The sequence below is a fragment of the Pseudomonas sp. MF4836 genome (genome assembly GCF_002018875.1).
GTDB lineage: Bacteria > Pseudomonadota > Gammaproteobacteria > Pseudomonadales > Pseudomonadaceae > Aquipseudomonas.
Genome location: NZ_MVOL01000011.1, coordinates 94,944 through 117,206, shown reverse-complemented (window position 1 = coordinate 117,206; position 22,263 = coordinate 94,944). Strand labels below are relative to the sequence as shown.

The window sequence follows — 22,263 nt, the reverse complement described above, 5'->3', positions numbered from 1 at the left end:
GGGCAGTTACGCCGCCCGCAGGGAAATAAACGCGTAGTTGAGCGGCGCCTCGGTCGCCACCTGCGCCCCGGCGGCCTGCACCTGGCCGGCGATGTCGTCGCCCGAGACATGGAATAGCCACGCTGTGCCGGCCGCCGCCAGGGGCCGGGCCTGGACCTGGTCGATCGCTTGGGCCAGGGCCGCCATTTCCGGCAGGTAGGCGGTGAAACCATCGCCCTTGAGCGCGGTGGTGCGAATTCCCAACAGCGCGCAAATCGCTTCCTTGCTGCGGATATCGTCACGGTCGGCCTGGCGTGAGCGGCGGATCAGCTCAATCAGCTCCTGGTCCACCAGTTCGCCACCGACGATCAGCGCCGGCCCTTGTTCCCAGGATTCAGGCGGGCATTCCTTGGCTTGGGGCTGCAGCGGGATATGGGGGTTGATCTCCATCGGGTAAATACGGCACACCAGCGGCCGGCGCTGGTAGATGCGGCACAGCTGGTCTTCGTCAAGATTCCGGCACGGGCCGACGTTGTAGGCAGCGAAGGTGATGGCCACATAGGCTTCGGCAGTGCCGCTGCGGACCACGCAGGAACGCCGTTGCGCATGCTCGCGTTGCGGGGCGGGAAGGCCCAGGCCGTTGCCGAGAAACCCCTCCACCAGAACAATCACCTGACCGCCGTCAGCCGCCCATTGGCGGGCTTCGGCGAGGGTCAGGGGCACGTGATGGTCGGTGCAGCACTTGCCGCAGCCGACGCAGGAAAACGATGTATTCATTGTGCGAAAAAAGCCATGGTTGATCGGCCCGGGTGCCCGCCAGGAAAGGGCGCGGTGGACACCGTAAAGCCAGTCATGAAGCAAGTTATGCGCCATTCATTTACGCGGCAGGGCGGGGCGGATCGAGTCCCACTCGGTGACGTAGGCAGTTTTGTGCTGCTTGTCGTACAGGCACAGCTCGGTGCCGGTTTGGCCCTTCATGTGCGGTTGCGGGTACTGGCCTTGAAGGAGTAAGGCGACATAGCCCACCCGGTCATCGAATTGCGCGGCAGTGCCGACCGCTTTCGGTTTTTTCAGCCCGCTGGCCTGGGTGCAGCTGGCGACCACGGCCTTGTCCAGGGCGGCCCAGGCCTCGCTGCTGGAGGCGTGGGCCTGGGCGGCGAGGGCGGTCAGGAGGATAGCGCTCAAGGTGATGGTTTTCATGCCGGGGGGCTCCCTGGGTTGGCGGTTCCCCGGAGTATGCCTGAGGCGGCGCCGATGAAAATCGCGGCCAAGTGATGGCCCCTGCCCGGCGCCGGCCAGCGACTAGGGCAGGGCGGGTAGCGCAGTGGGCAGCGGTTCGCGGCGGACCAGGGTCATGCCGACGCTGGCATACAGCTCGCGGGCCAGCAGGTTGTCTTCGCGCACCTTGAGGTCGACGAAACCCTCGCGGCGCTGGCGAAACACCTCGAATGCATGCAACAGCAAGGCCCGGCCAATGCCCTGGCCCCGGGCGCGGGGGTGCACCACCAGGTCCTTGATGTAGGCGCTGGTCCAGCACTGGGCCACGCCGACCAGGCCCTCGGCGTCGTGGGCGATGAAGCACAGCGCCGGGTCATATTCGGCATCGGTTTCAAAGTGCCTGCGCCAGGTGTCGAGCTCGGGCAGATCGCCGCCGTCGGCGTACCCCTCTTGCATCAGTTGATACACCCCGGCCGCCAGGTGTGCCTGATACGGGCCGAGGCGAATGGTGGCCGGCCAGCTCGCGGCGGGCAGCGGCGTGCCCAGGTCACGCCGCAACAACAGGCAATGTCCGCTCGCCAAGGCTCAGGCGCCCTGGGCGGCGACCGTCTTCGCCGCTTCGATCAGGCAGCGGGTCAGCTCCGGCGAGGAAAACTTGGTCAATACCGCATTGGCCCCGGCCAGTCGGGCTTTTTCGCTGTTCATCGCGCTGTCCAGCGAGGTGTGCAGCAGCACGTAGAGGTGGGAGAAGTCCGGGGTTTCGCGCAGGGTGCGGGTGAAGGCGTAGCCGTCCATCTCCGACATCTCGATGTCGGAGACGATCAGGTTGATCTGCTGCGCCGTGCCTTGCAGGTCCAGCAGGCAGTCGATGGCTTCCTTGGCGCTGCGCGCGGTGTGGCATTGCAGGCCGAGGTTGCGCAAGGTGTGCACCGATTGCTGCAGGGCCACCTGGCTATCGTCGACCACCAGAATTCGTGCGTTACCCAGCACTTCGGCGTCTTCCATGCTCAGCTCGGTCGGGGCCATTTCGATCTGCGCCGGGGCGATGCCGTGGATCACCTTTTCGATATCCAGCACCTGGACCAGGGTCCCGTCGACCTGGGTCACCCCGGTGATGTAGGACTTGATACCGCCCGAGCCATAAGGGGGCGGACGGATATCAGTGGTCAGGCAGTGCACGATTTTGCTCACTGCCTGCACGTGCAGGCCCTGTTTCGAGCGGCTGACGTCGGTGACGATCAGGCAGCCGCCGTCCGGGTCTTCCAGCGGCCGCTCGCCGATGGCCCGGCTCAGGTCGATCACCGACAACGAAGCGCCGCGCAAGGTGGCGATGCCTTTGACGTGGGGGTGCGACTCCGGCAGCTTGGTCAGCGGCGGGCAGGGGATGATTTCACTGACTTTAAGCAGGTTGATTGCCATCAGCTTGCCGCTGCGCAAGGTAAACAGCAGGAGCGAAAGTGAGTCTGCGCGGGCTTTGTTGGAAGACATAAAAACCTTCTGTAGAAAAGGTGGTGTCGCGGTTAGAGCCACGAACAGCTATCGGTAACGGGTTATCGACGCGTTCAGGGCTGGCTTTAACCCGATTACGGCTTTACCGACCGCCGTAGCCGAGACCCGGTTATTTCAGCCCCAGGCGCTTGGCCATGCGCCCCAGGTTGGCCCTGTCCAAGCCTAGCTCACGAGCGGCGCTCGCCCAGTTGTGCCGGTGACGCTCAAGGCACTCGGTGATCAGCTGGCGCTGGTAGTTTTCGGTCGCCAGGCGCAAGTCGCCGGTCGCGCCCGGCCCGGCCGCCAGGGTGCCTGTCGGCAGCGGCGATGCCGATGGGGTGGAGACGTCGGGCAGGTCGAGGTCGACGGCGTCCAGGCTGAGAATCTTCGGTCGCTCACCCCGACTGCCCAGGGCTTTCAGGGCGCTGCGACCGATCAGGTGCTCCAGTTCGCGCACGTTGCCCGGCCATTGGTAAGCCAACAGCGCGGCCTGGGCGGCGCTGGTCAGGCGCAAGCTGCCGAGGCCCATGCGCGAGCGGTTCTGCTCCAGGAAGTAGCCGCTGAGCAGCAATACATCCCGCCCGCGATCGCGCAAGGCCGGGACCTGCAAGGGGTACACGCTCAGGCGATGGTAGAAGTCGGCGCGGTAGCGGCCGCTGCGCACTTCTTCGGCGAGGTCGCGGTTGGTGGCGGCGATCAGGCGCACGTCTACCTGATGTTCCCGGTCCGAGCCCAGGCGTTGCAATTGTCCGCTCTGCAGCACCCGCAGCAGCTTGGCCTGGACCGTCAGCGACAGCTCGCCGACCTCATCGAGAAACAACGTGCCGCCATTGGCCAGCTCAAACTTGCCGCGCCGATCCTGGGTGGCGCCGGTGAAGGCGCCGCGCACGTGGCCAAACAGCTCGCTTTCCACCAGGGTTTCGGGCAGGGCGGCGCAATTGAGGCTGATGATCGGTTTGTCGGCCCGGGGCGAGGCGGCGTGGATCGCCTGGGCCACCAGTTCCTTGCCGACGCCGGTTTCGCCGGTAATCAGCACCGTCAGGTCACTGCCGCCCACCAGGTTGATTTCTTCCAGCAGGCGCTTGTGGGCCTTGCTCTGGCCGATCATCTCGCGGTTCTGGCCGCTGGCCTGGCGATAGACTTCCGCGCGCTGATGTTCATCTTCCAGGCGCAGGGCCAGGCGTTCGATGCGTTCGGCGGCGTTCACCGTGGCCGCAGCGAGGCTGGCGAAGGCTTGCAGGGCGTCCAGTTCGACCGGCTGGAAGCGTTGCGGGTCGAGGGCGTCCAGGGTCAGTAGACCCCACGGGCGCTCGTCGATAAACAGCGGGCAGCCCATGCAGTCGTGCACTTCCAGGTGTTCGTCTAGGCCTTCGACCAGGCCGTCGTAAGGGTCCGGCAGCTCGCTGTCGCTGGCAAACCGGGTCGGCCCCGGGCTGCTGAGCAGGGCAGCGAAGCGCGGGTGTTCGCTGACTTTGAAGCGCCGGCCCAGGGTGTCGGTGCTCAGGCCATCCACCGCCAGGGGCACCAGCCAATCGCCGTCCAGGCGCAACAGCGCGGCCGCGTCGCAAGGCAGCAGGGCGCGCATGGCTTCGAGCAGGCGCCGGTAGCGCTCGCCCTCGGGCAATTCGCGAGACAGGTCGGCCACCAGGGGCAGCAGGGCAGTGAGCAGGGATTTTGCAGTCATAGTGACTCCATGTGGTCTTAATGACTATAAAGCGTTGCGTGTCTATATGACTATAAGTATCTCAATTTATTGATTTTTAAGACTTTTATTATTGGCATGAAAACTGATCTGCATAGGGTAACCAGCTAGTCATTAAAAAAGCTCAGGAGTTGCCCTTATGCTCAGCGTGCAAGATCGTACCCTTATCAAAGCCACCGTGCCCCTGCTGGAAAGCGGTGGCGAAGCCTTGATCACTCACTTTTACCGGATGATGCTCGCCGAATACCCGCAAGTTCGCGCCTTGTTCAACCAGGCGCACCAGGCCAGCGGCGACCAGCCCCGGGCCCTGGCCAACGGCGTGCTGATGTATGCCCGCCACATCGATCAACTGGATCAGTTGGGCGACCTGGTGGCCAAAATCATCAACAAACATGTGGCGCTGCAGATTCTGCCGGAGCACTACCCGATTGTCGGCAGCTGCCTGTTGCGCGCCATTCACGAAGTGCTCGGCAGTGACATCGCCACGCCAGAGGTGCTCGCTGCCTGGGGCGCGGCCTATACCCAGTTGGCGGACATCCTGATCGGGGCCGAGGCGGCAATCTACGACCAGAAAGCCGCCGCTCCGGGTGGCTGGCGCGGGGCGCGGGACTTCATCCTGGCCAGGCGCGTGGAGGAGAGCGCGGAAATCACCTCGTTCTACTTCGAGCCGGCGGACGGCGGGGCGATTCTGGCCGCCGAGCCGGGGCAATACATTGGCGTGCAGCTGTTCCTGGAGGGCGAAGAAATTCGTCGCAACTACTCGCTGTCGGCTCTGTCCGACGCCGGGCACTACCGGATCAGCGTCAAGCGTGAAGCCGGCGGCCGGGCCTCGAACTACCTGCATGACCAGTTCCAGGTCGGCGCCCGCATTCAACTGTTCCCGCCATCGGGTGAATTCACCCTGGCCGCCAGCGCCAAACCCCTGGTGCTGATCAGTGGCGGCGTGGGGATCACCCCGACCCTGCCGATGCTGGAAGCGGCGCTGGCCACCGAACGCCCGGTGCACTTTATCCACTGCGCGCGCAATGGCGGGGTGCACGCCTTTCGTGAGTGGGTCGATGAGTTGGCCGCGCGTCATCCGCAGCTCAAGCGCTTCTATTGCTATGCCGAAGACGACGGAGTCAGCCCGGCGGCGGACAAACTGGGGCTGTTGAGCCAGGAGCAGTTGGGCCAGTGGTTGCCGCAGCAACGCGACCTGGATGCCTATTTCCTTGGGCCCAAGGGTTTCATGGCCGCGATCAAGCGCCACCTCAAGGCCTTGGGCGTGCCTGAGCAACAGAGCCGCTACGAGTTCTTCGGCCCGGCCGCAGCACTGGAATGACACCCCCGGGGCGGGGCCGTGGCAGCTCCATTGGCGCTGCTGCCCCTCGCCTCTGGGCGTTGAATTTTGTTCAAGGGTTAATTCGTACTTAACCTATTGAGCGTCAATTAGCCGAGGCTGATCATGGGTCTCGCGCGTCATTACTTTCAGGGCCGTCTTGCTGTTGTTGGTCCCCGGCCATTGGCTGGGGCGATCTGACGGCTAAGCTGCTGGCCTGAAACCTGGTTTTTTGCACCTGTGGACACGTTGCGACAACCCCGGCGAGCGAGTGATCGCTCCCGGGGCGCAGGCCTTGGTGCGAACGCTTCAATGCATTCAAAGGTCATGATCAGCGTGTAGACTTCCGGGCCACCGGTGCCTGTCAGCTCCACAGCGGCCGGACTGCGGCCAATGGACAATCACATACGACTCGGTTCGACCCGGCTGTTACACCGGCTGGCGCCCGCCGAGCCACACACAGGAAAGGAATTGGGGATGAGTGACGACATATTGCGCCTGGGGCGTGAACGACGCTTTCTGGTGTTGCTGGGGGTTATCTGCCTGGCGCTGATCGGCGGCGCGCTGTACATGCAGGTGGTACTGGGCGAGGCGCCTTGCCCGCTGTGTATCCTGCAGCGTTATGCGTTGCTGCTGATCGCCTTGTTCTCCTTTATTGGCGCGGCCATGCGGACCCGGCGCAGCATCACCCTGTTTGAAGTGCTGGTGGTGATCTGCGCCCTGGCCGGCGTCGCGGTCGCCGGGCACCACGTCTACACCCAGTTCTACCCTGCGGTCAGCTGCGGCATCGACGTGCTGCAGCCGATCGTCGACAGCCTGCCGCTGGCGGCGATCTTTCCCCTGGGTTTTCAGGTCGACGGTTTCTGTTCCACCCCGTACCCGCCGATATTGGGCCTGTCCCTGGCGCAGTGGGCGCTGGTGGCTTTTGTACTGACGGTGGTGCTGGTGCCGCTGGGTGTCACGCGCAATCGCAAAGCACGTAGCTGACGCGGTAAAAGAGCCCTGGTCCCTGCTTGGGGGCCGGGGCTTTTTCATGGGTTCTGGCAAAGGATGCAGGGGCTGTGACTTGAGGCAATCCGCGGTGCGGCAAAAGTGCGACATGTTGTCACAGTCTCGTGCGGCGAGGAGCGTTTCAGCCTTGTGGTGGGAAGCATGAACTGCGGTCCCGGGAGTGGGAAATATCTGTCAATTCGTATTGGCAGGACCCGTGACGACAACCATAGCCTGCTATCGATGCACTGCGTCCGACCCTCATTCCATAAGGGATAGCGCCTGGTAGCGGGGGGCTGTGAGGTGGGACCCGGGGATTGCGGGGAGTCCGTTTTGAGGCTTTTTGTTGAGAATGAAAATCGATATGATTGCGGGCTTTCGCAATAATCGGCTTCGATTGTTGCATCGGTCGATATTAATTATTTCGAGATGAGACATGGTTTATGCCTCCTGACATATCTACAATCGCCCGCACTGAATTTCCGGCGCTGCTCATCCCTGAGCACACGAGTGCGGTCGAGGGGCGGTTTGATTGCTCCATGCGACGCCAGGTGCCGGCACCTTCCAAACTTCCGCACCAAATGGAATTGGTCTGTAACAAGGCCTTTGACCACGAAATCGAATAAGAACTCACTGCTGGCCCAGGATTTGTCGTTCAGCGTCTAACGCGATGGGCAGGCCCTTATTCAATTGAAGAAAAAATGCCAACCCTTGGCAGGGTGAAGTGTTGGCGATCAAAACCCAACTGCATTGCGCAAGCTGCTTTAGAGGTCGTGAGATGAGTAAAAAAAGGTACCCCAGATTCCTAGGCTTATTGCCGCTACTCGGCATGTTGATGCTGGGAGGCTGCAAATGGACCTTGCTCGATCCCAAGGGTCAGGTTGGTCTGGATGAACGAAACCTGATCATCACTGCAACCATTCTGATGCTGCTGGTGGTTGTGCCGGTCATCATCATGACCTTCGCCTTCGCCTGGAAATACCGCGCCTCCAACAAGGACGCCGTCTACGCGCCGAAGTGGTCGCACTCCACCAAGATCGAAATCGCGGTCTGGCTGGTTCCGGTGCTCATCATCATTGCCCTGGGTTATGTGACCTACAAGTCGACCCACGCCCTGGACCCTTATCGTCCGCTGGAATCTGACGTCAAGCCGATCACCATCGAAGTGGTTGCGATGGATTGGAAGTGGCTGTTCATCTATCCCGAGCAAGGGATCGCCACCGTCAACAAGATCGTGTTCCCGGCGCACACCCCGGTCAATTTCCGCGTGACTTCCGACACCGTGATGAACTCGTTCTTCATCCCGGGCCTGGGCGGCCAGATCTACGCGATGGCCGGCATGCAGACCAAGTTGCACCTGATTGCCAACCAGAACGCTGAAATGGACGGTATCTCCGCCAACTACAGCGGTGCTGGTTTCACCGGCATGAAATTCAAAGCGATCGCGACTTCCCAGGAAGAATTCGACGCCTGGGTAAGTGAAGTCAAAAAGGCACCTAAACAGCTTGAACAAGCTGAATACGAAGCCCTTTCCAAGCCGAGCCAGAACAACCCTGTTGAACTCTACTCCTCGTACACCCCGAACCTGTTCCAGCTCATCATCGACAAGTATGAGGGCATGAAACCAGGCGCGCCGGTCAAGCACGAGAAGAAAGAGAAGGAAGTGGCCAGTACGCAAGGGATGGACGCGAGTTCGCATTCAGCTGCCGGGGCAGAGGAGTAAACGATGTTTGGTAAATTAAGTCTGGACGCGATACCGTTCCACGAGCCGATTGTCATGGTGACCATTGCCATGATCGCGCTCGGTGGTCTGGCGCTTTTCGCGGCAATCACCTACTTCAAGAAGTGGACCTACCTGTGGACCGAGTGGCTGACCTCGGTCGACCACAAGAAAATCGGCGTGATGTACATCATCGTCGCCATGGTCATGCTGCTGCGCGGCTTTGCCGACGCCATCATGATGCGGACCCAGCTGGCCATGGCCACCGAGGGTTCGCCTGGCTACCTGCCACCTGAGCACTATGACCAGATCTTCACCGCCCACGGTGTGATCATGATCATCTTCATGGCGATGCCATTCTTCACCGGCCTGATGAACCTTGTCGTGCCGCTGCAGATCGGCGCCCGTGACGTTGCCTACCCGTTCCTCAACTCCCTGAGCTTCTGGCTGCTGGTTTCCGGTGTTGTGCTGATCAACCTGTCCCTGGGCGTCGGCGAATTCGCCAAGACCGGTTGGGTTGCCTATCCGCCACTGTCGGGCCTGGCGTATAGCCCGGGCGTGGGTGTGGACTACTACATCTGGGCGCTACAGCTATCCGGATTGGGTACGACGCTAACCGGGGTCAACTTCCTGGCCACCGTGCTGAAAATGCGTACCCCTGGCATGAAGATGATGGACATGCCGATCTTCACCTGGACCTGCACCTGGGCCAACGTGTTGATCGTGGCTTCGTTCCCGATTCTGACCGCTACCCTGGCACTGCTGACCCTTGACCGTTACATGGATTTCCACATTTTCACCAATGAACTTGGTGGCAATCCAATGATGTACGTCAACCTGTTCTGGGCCTGGGGCCACCCTGAGGTTTACATCCTGATCCTGCCGGCATTCGGCGTGTTCTCGGAAGTGATCTCGACGTTCTCCGGCAAGCGCCTGTTCGGCCACCACTCGATGATCTACGCCAGCGGCGCGATCTCGATCCTGGGCTTCATGGTCTGGCTGCACCACTTCTTCACCATGGGTTCGGGGGCCAGCGTCAACGCCTTCTTCGGCCTGGCGACCATGCTGATTTCGATCCCGACGGGGGTGAAGCTATTCAACTGGCTGTTCACCATCTACCACGGCCGTCTGCGCATCACCAGCCAGGTTCTGTGGACCCTGGGCTTCATGGTGACCTTCGCCATCGGCGGCATGACCGGCGTACTGCTGGCCATCCCGGGTGCTGACTTCGTACTGCACAACAGCCTGTTCGTGATCGCTCACTTCCACAACGTGATCATCGGTGGTGCTGTATTCGGTTACATCGCCGGTTTCAGCTTCTACTTCCCGAAAGCGTTCGGCTTCAAGCTGCACGAAGGTTGGGGCAAGGCAGCATTCTGGTTCTGGATCTCGGGCTTCTTCGTTGCCTTCATGCCGCTCTATGCACTGGGCTTCATGGGCATGACCCGTCGTCTGAACGCCACCACCAACCCTGAGTGGGTGCCGTACCTGTACGTCGCCATGGTCGGTGCGGTGATGATCGCGATCGGTATCGCCTGCCAGCTGATTCAGCTCTACGTCAGCATCCGTGATCGCAAAGAGAACATGTGCGTCTCCGGCGACCCATGGAATGCTCACACCCTGGAATGGTCGACCTCGTCGCCACCTCCGTTCTACAACTTCGCAGTACTGCCCAAGGCTGACGGTATCGACCCGTTCACCGAGGCCAAGGAAAACGGTACCGCCTACGAGCAGGCAAGCCGCTACCAGCCGATCCACATGCCTAACAACACCGCTACCGGTGTGGTCATGGGGGCGCTGTTGACGGTGTTCGGTTTCGCGATGATCTGGCACATCTGGTGGCTGGCGATCGCAAGCCTGGCCGGCACCGTGATCTATTTCGCGATCCACGCTGCCCGTGATGATCAAGGCTACATGGTGCCGGTCGATGTGATCGAACGCATCGAAGCCGAGCAGCACGCTCGCCTGGTAGCCGAGAAGAAGATCCCGGCCAACCGTGTTGAAACCTCGTTGGAACAGGCTTAAACCATGTCGAACTTAGTGACCAATGCTGGACACGCTCATGTCGATGAACATGGGCACGATGACCATCACCACGACTCGGGCGAGATGACCGTATTCGGTTTCTGGCTCTACCTGATGACCGACTGCATTCTGTTTGCGTCGATCTTTGCGGTGTACGCGGTACTGGTAAACAACGTAGCGGGTGGCCCGTCGGGCCACGACATCTTCGAACTGCCATACGTACTGGGCGAAACCGCTCTGCTGCTGTTCAGTTCGATCACCTACGGCTTCGCCATGCTGGCGTTCTTCCGGGGCAACAAGAAGCAGGTCCTGGGCTGGTTGGCCATGACCTTCCTGTTCGGCCTGGGCTTCATCGGCATGGAGATCAACGAGTTCCACCTGCTGATCTCCGAAGGCTACGGCCCTAGCCGTTCCGGCTTCCTGTCCGGGTTCTTCACCCTGGTCGGCACCCACGGTCTGCACGTGACCAGCGGCCTGATCTGGATGGCGATCATGATGTACCAGGTCCACAAGCATGGCCTGACGGCGACCAACAAGACCCGTCTGAGCTGCCTGAGCCTGTTCTGGCACTTCCTGGACGTGGTCTGGATCTGTGTGTTCACCGTTGTTTACCTGATGGGGACTCTGTAATGGCTAATGCAAATGCCCATGACAACCACGATGCCAGCCATGGCAGCGTCAAGTCGTACGCCATCGGCTTCATCCTGTCGGTGATCCTGACTGTCATTCCGTTTGGCCTGGTGATGTACCCATCGCTGCCAAAAGCCATGACCCTGTGGATCATCCTGGCGTTCGCCGTGATCCAGGTGCTGGTGCACCTGGTGTACTTCCTGCACCTGGACCGTTCGCAAGCCCAGCGCAACAACGTTGTCGCGTTTATCTTCGCCGCACTGGTGATCGTGCTGCTGGTGGGTCTGTCCTTGTGGATCATGTTCAGCATCCACACCGTCATGATGGCGAAGTGAGGTAGACCCGATGTCGCTCAAGCACTTTATCCAAATCACCAAACCGGGGATCATTTTCGGTAACGTGCTTTCTGTGGCAGGCGGGTTCTTCCTGGCCTCGAAAGGGCATGTCGATCTGGCCATCTTCCTGGCGGCCATGATCGGCACTTCTCTGGTGGTAGCGTCCGGTTGCGTGTTCAACAACTGCATCGACCGTGACATCGACCTGAAGATGGAACGCACCAAGAACCGCGCGCTGGTCCAGGGCTTGATCTCCCTGAAGCTGGCGCTGGTCTATGCGACTGTCCTGGGTGTGGCGGGCGTGGTGTTGTTGTACAAGGTGGCCAATCCGCTGGCAGCGTTGTTTGCCGTCATCGGTTTTGTCATCTATGTCGGCTTGTACAGCCTGTACCTCAAGCGTCGCTCGGTTCACGGCACGCTGGTGGGCAGTCTGTCGGGAGCCATGCCGCCGGTGATCGGTTACGTCGCCGTCAGTAACAGCTTCGACATGGCCGCCTTGACCCTGCTGGTGATGTTCAGCCTGTGGCAGATGCCGCACTCGTACGCCATCGCGATCTTCCGCTTCAACGATTACCTGGCGGCATCGATTCCGGTGTTGCCGGTGAAGCGCGGGATCCTGGTGGCCAAGCGGCACATCCTGCTCTACATCCTGGCGTTCCTGGTGGCGACCCTGATGCTCACATTCAGTGGTTATGCCGGCATGAGTTACCTGGCGGTGGCCGCGGCCATGGGCATGTACTGGTTGTACATGGCCTGGACCGGCTACAAGGCGGTGGATGACACGGTCTGGGCACGCAAGCTGTTCGTGTTCTCGATCTTCACCATTACCGCCTTGAGCGTGATGATGTCCCTGGACTTTAAAGCGCCCGCTGCGTTGCTGCTGACGTACGCGCCCTAAGCTGCAGACGTTGTAAAAAAAGCCCCGCCTTCGAAGGAAGTGCGGGGCTTTTTTCATGCAGCAGATGTCCCGTTACATATCCTTTAATGGTTTTCGGACCTGTCCCACTCCCTGGCTGGGTAAAATTGCCCGTTTGTTGATGAAGCCTGAGTGGATGTAATGGAAAACCGTATCGAAATGCTCGACTCGAGCGCGCGTTATGGCGCTGTCAGTCGCGGACTGCACTGGGCCATGGCAGTGGCCTTTGCCTGGATCTACTGCACCACCGGTGCCCACTACCTGCTGGCCGATTCGGCCCTGGACACCTTTCTCTGGCCGACCCACAAGCAAGTGGGCCTGCTGCTGATGGGCCTGCTGCTGGTGCGGCTGCTCTGGAGCCTGTTGAATCGCCATCGTCGCCCGCCCAGCGTCAACCTCGCCGCGACTGTGGGGCATGGCCTGCTGTATGCGGCCATGTTCGCCATTCCGTTTCTCGGGCTGTTGCGCCAGTACGGCTCGGGTCGCGCTTTTTCCGCGTTTGGCGTGCCGGTGATGAGTGGTTTCGAGGGGCCGAAAATCCAGTGGATGACCGAGCTGGGCAATAACTTCCACAGCCTGTTGGGCTGGACCCTGTTGCTGCTGATCGTTGGTCATGTGGCGGCGCTGATCCTGCACTGTGTCAAAGGTGACAGGGCTATCCTGCGGCGCATGGCCGGCGGCGCCGCCAGGGGCTGATCCGCAAGCCCCGGAAAAAAGCCCCGCCTTCGACAGAAGCACGGGGCTTTTTATAGAGTGCGCCGTTTAAACTACCGACGTGATTCCACTTATGCAGGAAGCAGAATGATGAAGAAAAAAGCCGTTGTTGTATTCAGTGGCGGGCAGGACTCAACCACCTGTTTGATCCACGCATTGCCGCTCTACGATGAAGTGCACTGCATTACCTTTGATTACGGCCAGCGTCACCGCGCAGAAATCGACGCCGCGCAGCAACTGTCAAAACAGCTGGGGGCCACCGTCCACAAAGTGCTGGACGCTTCGCTGCTCAACGAATTGGCGATCAGCAGCCTCACCCGGGACAATATTCCGGTTCCGACCGTGAACAGTTCGGGCGAAAGCTTGCCCAGCACCTTCGTGCCGGGAAGAAATATCCTGTTTTTAACCCTGGCCTCGATTTATGCCTATCAGGTACAGGCCGAATGCGTGATAACCGGGGTCTGCGAGACCGACTTCTCCGGCTACCCGGATTGCCGGGATGAGTTTGTAAAGGCGCTGAACAAGGCCCTCGAGTTGGGCATGGACTACAAACTGCGCCTTGAGACACCGCTGATGTGGCTGAACAAGGCGCAGACCTGGGCCCTGGCCGATTACCACCATCAACTGGAGCTGATTCGCCAGCAGACGCTGACGTGCTACAACGGCGTGCTCGGCAGTGGCTGTGGCGATTGCGATGCCTGCAACCTTCGCGCAAAGGGCTTGAATGAGTACCTGGGCAACAAGGCCGCGGTCATGGAGGCCCTGAAAGGCAAACTCAATCTGCAGTGAAGGGTTGATCGAGGGCGAGCCAATGGACTTAGGCAGCGCCCCGCCAGGTGAGTGTTGCTCCACTGGCTTGAGATGATCAGGCTGCGGGGGGATTGCCGGGGGAGAGGGCTTGGCGCCCAAAAGCGTTGCGCCTGTTGTGCCCCGCCTCCGGAACTTCCGGCGCCGATTGCAGACAAAGTTTTTCCTGCTCTGCGCGCCGCTTCTTCACCTTCGCCAGTGTTGCCCGTGCCAGGCCGGCTCCTGACGTATTTCTGAGCAGTGGCTCACAGCGTCGCGGCAGGGATTTTTTCCTTGGTGACGTTGCTGTTAACGTGGCCTCCCTTATTTCACGGAAGAAGAACGAGGCCGCCCATGGCTCACCCCCCTCAGTCCCATTGGCTGCACATTCTGCGCGGCCTGCTCATCAGCCTGATCGGTATCGTGTTGCTGGTGATCGCCAGCTACATCCTCAGCAATCGCCTGGAATTCCTCGACAACGCCTTGACCGCCGACGGCGTGGTCAGCGGTTTGAACGCTGGCGGCTCGCACCCCGAGATCGCATTCAGCACGGCCCAGGGCGAAGCTATTTCCTACCCGCAGGGCGGCTTTATCTTCGGTTACCAGGCCGGCCAGCCGGTCAAGGTGCATTACCTGGCCGAGCGCCCGGCCAACAGCGCCGTGGTCGATGACCCCATGGCGCTCTGGGCCACGCCTGGGGTGCTGGGCGGCCTCGGGCTGATTTTCCTCGGTGCCGGCCTGACGGGCATTTTCAAGCGCAAGGGCCAAGACCCTGTACGCTCTCTGAAAGGACTTTGAACCCATGAGCATCTCCATCCCGATACCGGTCAATGAAAGCCAGTGGCAGTACTCGACCGCGAGCGGAGGCGGCCTGACGGTGGCCCTGGTCGCCGGCAGTGGCGGCTCGATCATCTTGCGCTCGCCCCAGGGCCAGGACGTCAGCTTCCGCTACGGCGGCGTGGGCGTGGGGGTTGGCATCGGTGCACGGCTGCCGCGTATCGGCAAGATCAACATCAAGATCAAGGGCACGGGTGTGGCCGCGGCGGGCGCGGCAGAAGCGTTCCCCAGCACCGGCAAGGTCTTTGTCAGCGATGCGCTGAAGACCCGCGACCTGACCAGCGATGACATCACCGGCCCCTGCGTCTACACCGAAGTGGCAGCCGGCCTGGTGGTCGGCGGTTCGGCCACCGCGCTGTTGTTCGGCCTCGACCCCAAGCTGCTGGCCCTGTACCTGGCCCTCAGCAGCAACCCGGCGACGTCATTGATCGCCGCGCAGCTGGTCAACCGCCAGTTGCTGCAATCGGCCAAGGGCGCGGTGGTCATGGTCGGGATGAATGCCGGTGTGCAAGCGGGGGCGGGGGCGGGGATTTTTCTCGGTTACCTGTTCTGACTCTGAACGGCCCATCGATCGCCCACAAAAAAGCCCCGTGAAGGGGCTTTTCTATTACAGCGGGCGCGGTTACTGCTGCTGTGCGCTGTAGCCTTCAAAGGCGGTCTGCTGCTGGATCGCGGTCACGATGCCTTTACGGGTGGCCGGCTGTTCGTTGCCGTCCTTGTCGAGGAAGGTCTCGCTTTCCAGCTCGGCTTCATCGCCTTCGCCGACAAAGCTGAAACCCAGGAACTCAAAGGCTTCACGGTCGACGTTGGCCTTGGAGCGCGGGCGCATCGGCAGGGTGACGCTGATGCCGTCCTTGCTGATGGCGAACACTTCCATTTCTTTCTTGGCCCGTGCGGCCTTGCCCTTGCCGCCGCTCGGGTTGCTGATGGCCTGGTGGGTCTGGTTCAGCACCTTGAGGGCCAGGCTGTAGACCAGCTCCTGGAAGCTCGGGTCGTCCTTATAGCTGGACAGGATGCGGCTGATCGGGAAGCGTGCGCTGAGGTCTTCCAGGGCGCTGGCGTCGGCGGCCTCGGCGTCCTTGAGCTGCTTGAGCTCACCCATCAGCTCGTAGGCCTTGTCGTCGTCAAAACGGTCGTGGGCCTGGCGAATCGCGGTGCGCAGCTCACGAATCTGATCACTCTCTTTCGAGCTGTGAAAGGCGTCGAGGACCATCTCGCTGATGGTCTTGGCCTGGGCCACATGCTGGGAAAGATTGATCGCGTTTTCGTATTCAACCTTGCTGGACAAGGCGATCACGGATTCTTCGGTGTTGGAGTCAGGCATTGAAAATCCACTACTTCGTTTAACCAGGTTTGAGGCGTGAAAAGCCCGCGGGCATTTTCAGGTCGCCTAATCTATTGGACCCGGGCGGTGTTGTCACGGCTGAACAGGCCCCTTGGGGCAAAGGATGATGGATCCGATCCCGAATTTAATGGGCCATCATCGACCCCCGTCGGCCCCAAAACCCGTAGATGGGCCCAGGAGTTCATCGATGACCGCCATAAACGCCTCGACCAACTGGCTGCGGCCTTGCTTGCGAGTCAGCATCAGCAGTTGCGCGGTGGCGTCGGGGTCGGTCAGCGGGCGGTAGACCACGCCTTTCTTGGCCAGGGTCCGGGTGCATTCGGGCACCAGGGCCACGCCCTGGCCGGCCGCCACCAGGGCGATGATCGAGGTGATCTGGCGCCCGGCCGGGCCCGGTGTCAGCGCCAAGCCATTGCGCTGGTACAGCTGCTCGATGGCCTCGTTGAGCCCGGAGCCGTAGTCGGCGGGAAACAGAATCAACGGCTGCGCGCTGAGTTGCGCCAGGCTCACCTGCTCCAGGCTGGCCAACGGGTCATCGCTGCTGAGTGCGGCCACCAGCGGCTCGTCGCCCAAGGACAGGGCCTGCACCTGGGTCTGTCCATGGGGTGGGGTCAGGCGGCTCAGGCCGATATCGATGCGGCCGTCGACAATCTGCGACCACTGGCTGCCCGAGGCGCCTTCCACCAAGGTCAATTGCACCGCGGGAAAGCGCTGGGCGAAGGCCTGGATTGCCTGGCTGAAGATATCCGACAGGGCGACCGAACTGGCGTAGCCCAGGGACAGTTGCCCGGCCGAGCCCACGCTCAGCTTGCGGGCGATGACTTCGGCCAGGTCGACCTGCTCCAGCACCGCACGGGCATAGGGCAGGAAGTAACGGCCCTGGGCGGTGAGGGTCACGGTGCGGCTGGTGCGGTCGAACAGGCGAAAGCCCAGCTCGGTCTCCAGGGCGGAAATCTGCCGGGTCAGGGGCGGTTGGGCGAGGTGCAGGCGCAGGGCCGCGCGGCCGAAGTGCAGCTCTTCGGCGACCGTCAAAAAGTAACGCAACCTGCGTAGGTCGAGCATCCTGATCCTTAGGTATTGATCGGTCCGAAATCGGTATTGGTTTGCAACCTGTCGCGCATTCTATAAAGGCCCTTCGTCATAAAACGAGCGGTTTCATGAATTCGCGCCTGCATTGTGCACGCATCGCCCTGTTTCTGTGTGGCTGTGCGGCCTTCCTCAACCTGTACGCCACCCAAAGCATCCTCCAGGAATTTGCCCAGGGTTTTCAGGTGAGTGTCCGCGAGGCCGGCTGGAGCATCACCGTCACCACCCTCGGCGTGGCCATCACCGCCCCCTTTGTCAGTCGCTTTACCGGTCGTTTCGAGCAGCGCTCGGTGATTGTCGGCGCCTCCTTGCTCCTGGCCCTGCCTGCCGTACTCGCGGCCTATGCCGGCAGCTTTACCGAGCTGCTGGTCTGGCGCTTTGCCGAAGGCATGCTGATTCCGGTGGTGTTCGCCACCAGCGTGGCCTATATCGGCGATCGCTGGAGTGGCGGCAGCGTCACCGAAGTGACCAGTCTGTATGTGGCGGGCACCGTGCTCGGCGGCTTTGCCGGGCGTTTTGTCACTGGGGTGGTCACCGAATACGCCGGCTGGCGGGAAGCCTTCGAGCTGCTGGCCGCCGCGAGCCTGCTGATCGGCGTGGCGATCGGCGTGCTGCTGCCGCCCAATCCGCGCCCGCTGACCAAAGTCGCGCCCAGTCGCCTGCTGGCGGTACGCGAGCTGTACAGCAAGCGGCTGCTGGCCGCCTACGGGGTGGGCTTTTGTGTGCTGTTTTCGCAAGTGGCGACCTTTACCTACGCCGGGCTCTACCTCAGCCAGGCGCCGTTTGAGCTGGGCACCGCGGCCCTGGGCGCAATCTATGCGGTGTTCCTGCTGGCCCTGGTGGTGATCCCGATCGCCGGGCGCCTGAGCAAATCGCGACCGCAATCTGAGCTGCTGGTGGGCGCGGCGCTGCTGGGTGTCTGCGGTTCGGCCCTGACCCTGCTGCCGTCGTTGTGGCTGATCGTGCTCGGCCTGGCCTTGAGCTCCACCGGGGTCTTCCTGGCCCAGGCTGCCGCCAACTCCTTTACCACCGCCACCGCCCGCCACAACAAGGCCGGCGCGGTGGGGCTGTACCTGACCTGTTACTACCTGGGCGGCAGCTTCGGCGCCGTCGTCCCGGCCATGATCTGGAGCCGCTTCGGCTGGCCCGGCTGCGTGGCGCTGATCATCGGCTTCCAGTTGCTGTCGCTGATGATCGCGGTCAGTGGCTGGAAGCCCGGAACAACCGCAACACCGGTCGCTCGCGATGCCAATGGACGTGGCTCGACCGGGCCCATTCCCCAACCCGATTCATCATCCAATAAGGAATATGTGAGGTGACCATGAGTAACGTACTGACCCAACAAAGTCAGTTGTTGAAGATCGTTGAACCGGTCTTGAACGATATGCCAGCCAGTGTCTTGAAACATGCCCTGTTCGAGGCGTTCTGGAGTGAAGAAAGTGCACTCGTGGATATCGAAAATGCCTTTGAAAAACTCACCTCGCGCCATCAGTCACCGGCCGCGCTGAGGACCTTTTTCGCCAGTTGGTCGAAGACCAACAACTCGGCCACCAGCGTCTCTGGCCTGGCCAATCGCATCACCTTGCTGGCGCGCTCGGAACAGGGCTCCGAAGCCGCCGAAATGCTCTATCGGGCCTGCGGCAGCCTGCAACGCATCACCGACGAGGACCTGGGCGCCCTGGGCAACACCTTGCACTCGGACCTGTTCTACAACATGGCCACGCCTATCTGTGGCGATGACCAGTGGCTGCTCAAGGAGAACTGCCTGCCGTCGGCGCAGTCCTTCAAGGACTGGACCGACGCCCGTCGCCTGCGCGACCGCGACCTGCTGCAAGGGCTGCTGACCACGCTGATCCATGAGGTCTACACCCATGGCGAAGTGGAATTCATCCACCCGCTGTACAAGCAGTGGTTCGTTCGCGACATGGGCGTGCCGGCGGAAAGGGCCCGCGCCACTGTGGCCTGGGTCACGGTGCACACCGGCGGCACCGAGAGCAATCACTTCGCCCATGCGGTGGCGGCGGTGAACGAGTTTGTCGACGCCATGCAGATTCAGATCGACCCGGAAGCCGCGAAGGAAATCTTCGCCGAGTACCTGCGCCGCAAATCCAGCGTGATGTGGGACTGCGCTCAAGTCTTGCAATGATGGGGTAACACCGCCGACTGATGTCAGGCGCTTTTGCCGGGAGTCCTCGCTGGGGGGACTGCCGGCTTTTTTTTGCCCGCCGAAAAGCCCTCGTGGTTGCCGGGTTCAGCCTTGCGCCCGCGTGGCCTTGTGCTGCGCCGTGGCGAGGTCCACCGGCAAGCTGAAGCGAAAGCTGGCGCCGCGCCCGGGCAGGTCGATCAGGCGGATTTCCAGGCCGTGCAATTGCAGGATGCGGTGCACGATGCGCAGGCCCAGGCCGCCATCGCGACGCGCCCCACCGATGGTAAAGGGGCGCAGAAACAGCCCTTCGCGCAGGTCGGCGGCGATGCCCGGGCCGCTGTCGCTGAGGGTCACCTCCACCATCGGCCCCTGGGGCACCAGGCCGATCTCGATCTCGCCGCCTTCCGGTGTATGGCGCAGGGCGTTGTCGAAGAGGTTGGTCAGCACCCGCTCGATCAGGCCGAGGTCGGCGCAGACCGCACCGACGTTGGGCGCGAAGCTGGCCTTGAGCTGCACATGGCGCGCCTCGGCGCTGAGTTCGAACTTCTGGAAGATGTCCTGCACCAGGTCGGTCAGGGGGAAGCGTTCGAGCACCGGCTGCACAAAGCCGTGCTCCAGTCGCACCAGCTCCAGCAGCGACTGCGCCAGGCCACCGACCTTGCGGCTCTGGTCGAGGGCGATACCCAGGTAGCGCCGGCGTTCTTCGGGGGCCAGGCTGGCGTCCTTCAGTTGCAGGGTTTCGAGGTAGCCGTGCAGCGACGCCAGGGGCGTGCGCAGGTCATGGGAAATATTGGCCACCAGCTCGCGCCGCTCCTGGTCCTGGCGGGTGAGGGAACGCCACTGCTCGCTGAGGCGGCTCTGCATGTGGCGGAAGGTGGCGTCGAGCACGGCGATTTCATCGTGGCCCTCGGCGGGCAGCGGTGGGGTCGTGTCCGTGGCCGGGGCGCTGGGGGCGCCATCGATGTCGAACTGGCTGACGGTGTCAGTCAGCTTGCGCAACGGTCGGGTGATCAGGGCAAAGGCCGCCAGCCCGGCGATCAGGCACAGCAGGGCCACCAGGCCGATCGACCATAACGCGATGTTCAAGGCCGCGCTGGTGGCGCCGCGTTCGGCGAAGCGGTCGTGCTCTTCGCTCAGCAGCACCACGTACAGGTAGCCGGCCGGCTGGCCGTTGACCTTCAGCGGGGCAGCGCTGAACACCTTGCGCCCATCGAGGCTGCGCGGGTCATCGCCCAGAATCGGCAGCGCCGCGCCCTCCAGCAGGCGCTGTACCGGTGCCAGGTCCACCTGTTCCCGGCGCAGGCGGCCCTCGGGGGCGGCATTGCCGACGATCCGTCCCGTGGGGTCGAGCAGGTACACCTCGACACTGGGGTTGACCAGCATCAACTGGCTGAACAGCTCGCGCAGGGCACTGGGCATCAGGCCGTTGGCATCCATCAACTGTGTGTCGCGGGCGATGTGCTGGGCCAGGTCGCGGGACAGGCCCTGCACCACCTCCAGCTCATGCATCTGGTTGGCGCGCACCTGGAGCCATGCCGAGGTGCCGCAGCACACCAGCAACAGCAGGGCGAAGACCAGGGACAGGCGCTGGGTCAGGGTCAGTTTCATGCGGGCTCCTGGCTCGCGGCGAATTTATAGCCGCGCCCCCACACCGTGAGGATGCGCGTCGGTTGCGCCGGGTCGCTTTCGATCTTCGCCCGCAGCCGGTTGATATGGGTATTGACCGTGTGCTCGTAGCCATCATGGCTGTAGCCCCACACCGCGTTGAGTAGGTCCATGCGCGAGAACACCTTGCCCGGCTGGCGCGCGAAAAAGTACAGCAGGTCGAACTCGCGCGGCGTCAGGTCCAGGCGCCGGCCGTCGAGCGCCACGTCGCGGGTCAGCGGGTCGATGGCCAAGCCGTCCAGGGCCAGGCTGCCGGCGTCCATCTTCAGGTTGCGCGCCATGGCATCGACCCGGCGCAGCAGGGCCTTGACCCGCGCCACCAGCTCGAGCATGGAAAACGGCTTGGCCAGGTAGTCGTCGGCCCCCAGTTCCAGGCCGAGGATGCGGTGCATTTCGCTGGCGCGGGCGCTGGTGATGATGATCGGGGTGTAGCGGGTCATGGCGCGGGCGCGGCGGCAGATTTCCAGGCCGTCGACCCCGGGCAGCATCAGGTCGAGGATCAACGCATCCCAGCCGCCTTGTTCCAGCAGGCGCAGGCCCTGATTGCCGTCGGCGCTGTGCACCACCTCGAACTGCTCGTCACGCAGGTGCAAGACGATCAGGTCGGCGATGTGGGTGTCGTCCTCGACCACCAGGACGCGTTTGGGCTGTTCCATCGGTACTCCGGGCCTCGCTGCGTAAGGCGCTTATTGTGCGGGGTTTGCGCGCCTCGAGTTATCACGAATTGTTTAACTGTGCGTGAGGATTTGGCGACCACCTCAAGCCTAGGCTGTGTTGAACGCGAACCACGGTGATTTTTCGGGAGAGGCTCATGTTTTCACGGCGACAGTTTCTGCGGGTAGGTGGCAGCCTCGGTGCAGCGGCCCTGGCCATTGGGGTTCTGCCCCGGTTGGTCGGCAGCCCGGTGCTGATCAGCGAGGCCCGGGCGGATGAGGTGTTCGAGGTCAGCCACAGCGACAGCGAATGGCGCACCCTGCTCAGCGCCGAGCAGTACCAGGTGCTGCGCGAGGAGGGCACCGAGCGCGCCTACAGCAGCCCGCTGAATGACGAACACCGTGACGGCACCTTCAGGTGTGCCGGCTGCGCCCTGGAGCTGTTCTCTTCCCGCACCAAGTTCGACAGCCGCACCGGCTGGCCGAGCTTCTGGGCGCCCCTGGAGCAGGCCGTGGCGACCCGCAGCGACCGAAGCTTCGGCATGCAGCGCAACGAAGTGCATTGCCGACGCTGCGGCGGGCACCTGGGGCACGTCTTCGACGACGGCCCGCGGCCCACGGGCCTGCGTTACTGCATGAACGGCGTGGCAATGAATTTCGCGCCGCACGCGGCGTGAACCCTGGACACATTCTTCTACTCACTGAAAAAA

Annotated in this window: 23 protein-coding genes; 14 read left to right on the top strand and 9 right to left on the bottom strand. The window is 62.2% G+C overall.

The annotated features are described in order from the left end of the window. Positions 1-6: 6 nt before the first annotated feature. The 5 genes from MF4836_RS24025 to norR form a co-directional block, all read right to left on the bottom strand. The gene (locus tag MF4836_RS24025; protein WP_078472386.1) at positions 7-756 is read right to left on the bottom strand and encodes a YkgJ family cysteine cluster protein; all 750 of its coding nucleotides are present in this window, start codon (positions 754-756) and stop codon (positions 7-9) included. Positions 757-852: 96 nt separating this feature from the next. After that, positions 853-1,179: a hypothetical protein gene (locus tag MF4836_RS24020; RefSeq protein ID WP_078472385.1), complete on the bottom strand. Its 327-nt coding sequence runs from the start codon at positions 1,177-1,179 to the stop codon at positions 853-855. A gap of 102 nt (positions 1,180-1,281) precedes the next feature. Continuing rightward, entirely contained in the window at positions 1,282-1,779 is a 498-nt protein-coding gene (locus MF4836_RS24015; RefSeq protein WP_078472384.1) for a GNAT family N-acetyltransferase, read from the bottom strand. 3 nt (positions 1,780-1,782) lie between these two features. Then, positions 1,783-2,685: a chemotaxis protein CheV gene (locus tag MF4836_RS24010; protein ID WP_020297526.1), complete on the bottom strand. Its 903-nt coding sequence runs from the start codon at positions 2,683-2,685 to the stop codon at positions 1,783-1,785. Between the two features lie 130 nt (positions 2,686-2,815). Then, the gene (norR, locus tag MF4836_RS24005; protein WP_078472383.1) at positions 2,816-4,369 is read right to left on the bottom strand and encodes a nitric oxide reductase transcriptional regulator NorR; all 1,554 of its coding nucleotides are present in this window, start codon (positions 4,367-4,369) and stop codon (positions 2,816-2,818) included. Positions 4,370-4,526: 157 nt separating this feature from the next. Between norR and hmpA the strand changes: the two genes are divergently transcribed. The 11 genes from hmpA to MF4836_RS23945 all read left to right on the top strand — a co-directional run bounded on the left by hmpA (position 4,527) and on the right by MF4836_RS23945 (position 15,211). After that, positions 4,527-5,708, top strand: a complete 1,182-nt coding sequence (hmpA, locus tag MF4836_RS24000) for an NO-inducible flavohemoprotein (RefSeq protein ID WP_078472382.1) — start codon at positions 4,527-4,529, stop codon at positions 5,706-5,708. A gap of 474 nt (positions 5,709-6,182) precedes the next feature. Further along, positions 6,183-6,692: a disulfide bond formation protein B gene (locus MF4836_RS23995; protein ID WP_078472381.1), complete on the top strand. Its 510-nt coding sequence runs from the start codon at positions 6,183-6,185 to the stop codon at positions 6,690-6,692. Between the two features lie 781 nt (positions 6,693-7,473). Continuing rightward, entirely contained in the window at positions 7,474-8,418 is a 945-nt protein-coding gene (gene cyoA, locus MF4836_RS23985) for a ubiquinol oxidase subunit II (RefSeq protein ID WP_020297522.1), read from the top strand. A 3-nt stretch (positions 8,419-8,421) separates the two neighbouring features. Further along, positions 8,422-10,440 (top strand): cytochrome o ubiquinol oxidase subunit I, encoded by a 2,019-nt coding sequence (gene cyoB / locus MF4836_RS23980; protein WP_078472380.1) that lies wholly within the window; start codon positions 8,422-8,424, stop codon positions 10,438-10,440. A 3-nt stretch (positions 10,441-10,443) separates the two neighbouring features. Continuing rightward, positions 10,444-11,070 carry a cytochrome o ubiquinol oxidase subunit III gene (locus MF4836_RS23975; protein WP_020297520.1) on the top strand — a complete coding sequence of 209 codons (627 nt, stop codon included), beginning with the start codon at positions 10,444-10,446 and terminating at the stop codon, positions 11,068-11,070. Continuing rightward, entirely contained in the window at positions 11,070-11,405 is a 336-nt protein-coding gene (gene cyoD / locus MF4836_RS23970; protein WP_020297519.1) for a cytochrome o ubiquinol oxidase subunit IV, read from the top strand. Before MF4836_RS23975 ends, cyoD begins: the two co-directional genes overlap by 1 nt. 10 nt (positions 11,406-11,415) lie before the next feature. Further along, positions 11,416-12,303, top strand: coding sequence for a heme o synthase (gene cyoE / locus MF4836_RS23965; protein WP_020297518.1), 888 nt, complete (start codon positions 11,416-11,418; stop codon positions 12,301-12,303). Positions 12,304-12,462: 159 nt separating this feature from the next. Continuing rightward, positions 12,463-13,017 carry a cytochrome b gene (locus MF4836_RS23960; protein ID WP_078472379.1) on the top strand — a complete coding sequence of 185 codons (555 nt, stop codon included), beginning with the start codon at positions 12,463-12,465 and terminating at the stop codon, positions 13,015-13,017. A 108-nt stretch (positions 13,018-13,125) separates the two neighbouring features. Then, positions 13,126-13,824 carry a 7-cyano-7-deazaguanine synthase QueC gene (queC, locus tag MF4836_RS23955; protein WP_078472378.1) on the top strand — a complete coding sequence of 233 codons (699 nt, stop codon included), beginning with the start codon at positions 13,126-13,128 and terminating at the stop codon, positions 13,822-13,824. A gap of 351 nt (positions 13,825-14,175) precedes the next feature. Then, positions 14,176-14,619, top strand: a complete 444-nt coding sequence (locus MF4836_RS23950) for a DUF3592 domain-containing protein (protein WP_078472377.1) — start codon at positions 14,176-14,178, stop codon at positions 14,617-14,619. A gap of 4 nt (positions 14,620-14,623) precedes the next feature. Next, a complete protein-coding gene (locus tag MF4836_RS23945) occupies positions 14,624-15,211 on the top strand; it encodes a hypothetical protein (RefSeq protein WP_078472376.1) in 588 nt (195 codons plus the stop codon). Positions 15,212-15,280: 69 nt separating this feature from the next. On the opposite strand, the gene MF4836_RS23940 is transcribed toward MF4836_RS23945, so the two are convergent. Both MF4836_RS23940 and MF4836_RS23935 read right to left on the bottom strand, forming a co-directional pair. After that, the gene (locus MF4836_RS23940) at positions 15,281-15,982 is read right to left on the bottom strand and encodes a hypothetical protein (protein ID WP_020297513.1); all 702 of its coding nucleotides are present in this window, start codon (positions 15,980-15,982) and stop codon (positions 15,281-15,283) included. Positions 15,983-16,138: 156 nt separating this feature from the next. Next, the gene (locus tag MF4836_RS23935) at positions 16,139-17,065 is read right to left on the bottom strand and encodes a LysR family transcriptional regulator (RefSeq protein ID WP_078472375.1); all 927 of its coding nucleotides are present in this window, start codon (positions 17,063-17,065) and stop codon (positions 16,139-16,141) included. A gap of 95 nt (positions 17,066-17,160) precedes the next feature. Here MF4836_RS23935 and MF4836_RS23930 point away from each other — a divergent pair, with 95 nt between their 5' ends. Both MF4836_RS23930 and MF4836_RS23925 read left to right on the top strand, forming a co-directional pair. Then, positions 17,161-18,408, top strand: coding sequence for an MFS transporter (locus tag MF4836_RS23930; RefSeq protein WP_078472374.1), 1,248 nt, complete (start codon positions 17,161-17,163; stop codon positions 18,406-18,408). Positions 18,409-18,410: 2 nt separating this feature from the next. Beyond that, entirely contained in the window at positions 18,411-19,235 is an 825-nt protein-coding gene (locus MF4836_RS23925; RefSeq protein ID WP_078472373.1) for a hypothetical protein, read from the top strand. A gap of 105 nt (positions 19,236-19,340) precedes the next feature. Here MF4836_RS23925 and MF4836_RS23920 read toward each other — a convergent pair whose 3' ends face one another. Next, a complete protein-coding gene (locus MF4836_RS23920) occupies positions 19,341-20,843 on the bottom strand; it encodes a sensor histidine kinase (protein ID WP_078472372.1) in 1,503 nt (500 codons plus the stop codon). Beyond that, positions 20,840-21,556, bottom strand: coding sequence for a response regulator transcription factor (locus MF4836_RS23915; protein ID WP_078472371.1), 717 nt, complete (start codon positions 21,554-21,556; stop codon positions 20,840-20,842). Before MF4836_RS23915 ends, MF4836_RS23920 begins: the two co-directional genes overlap by 4 nt. Positions 21,557-21,711: 155 nt before the next feature. Here MF4836_RS23915 and msrB point away from each other — a divergent pair, with 155 nt between their 5' ends. Further along, positions 21,712-22,230 carry a peptide-methionine (R)-S-oxide reductase MsrB gene (gene msrB, locus MF4836_RS23910; protein WP_078472370.1) on the top strand — a complete coding sequence of 173 codons (519 nt, stop codon included), beginning with the start codon at positions 21,712-21,714 and terminating at the stop codon, positions 22,228-22,230. Positions 22,231-22,263 lie beyond the last annotated feature (33 nt).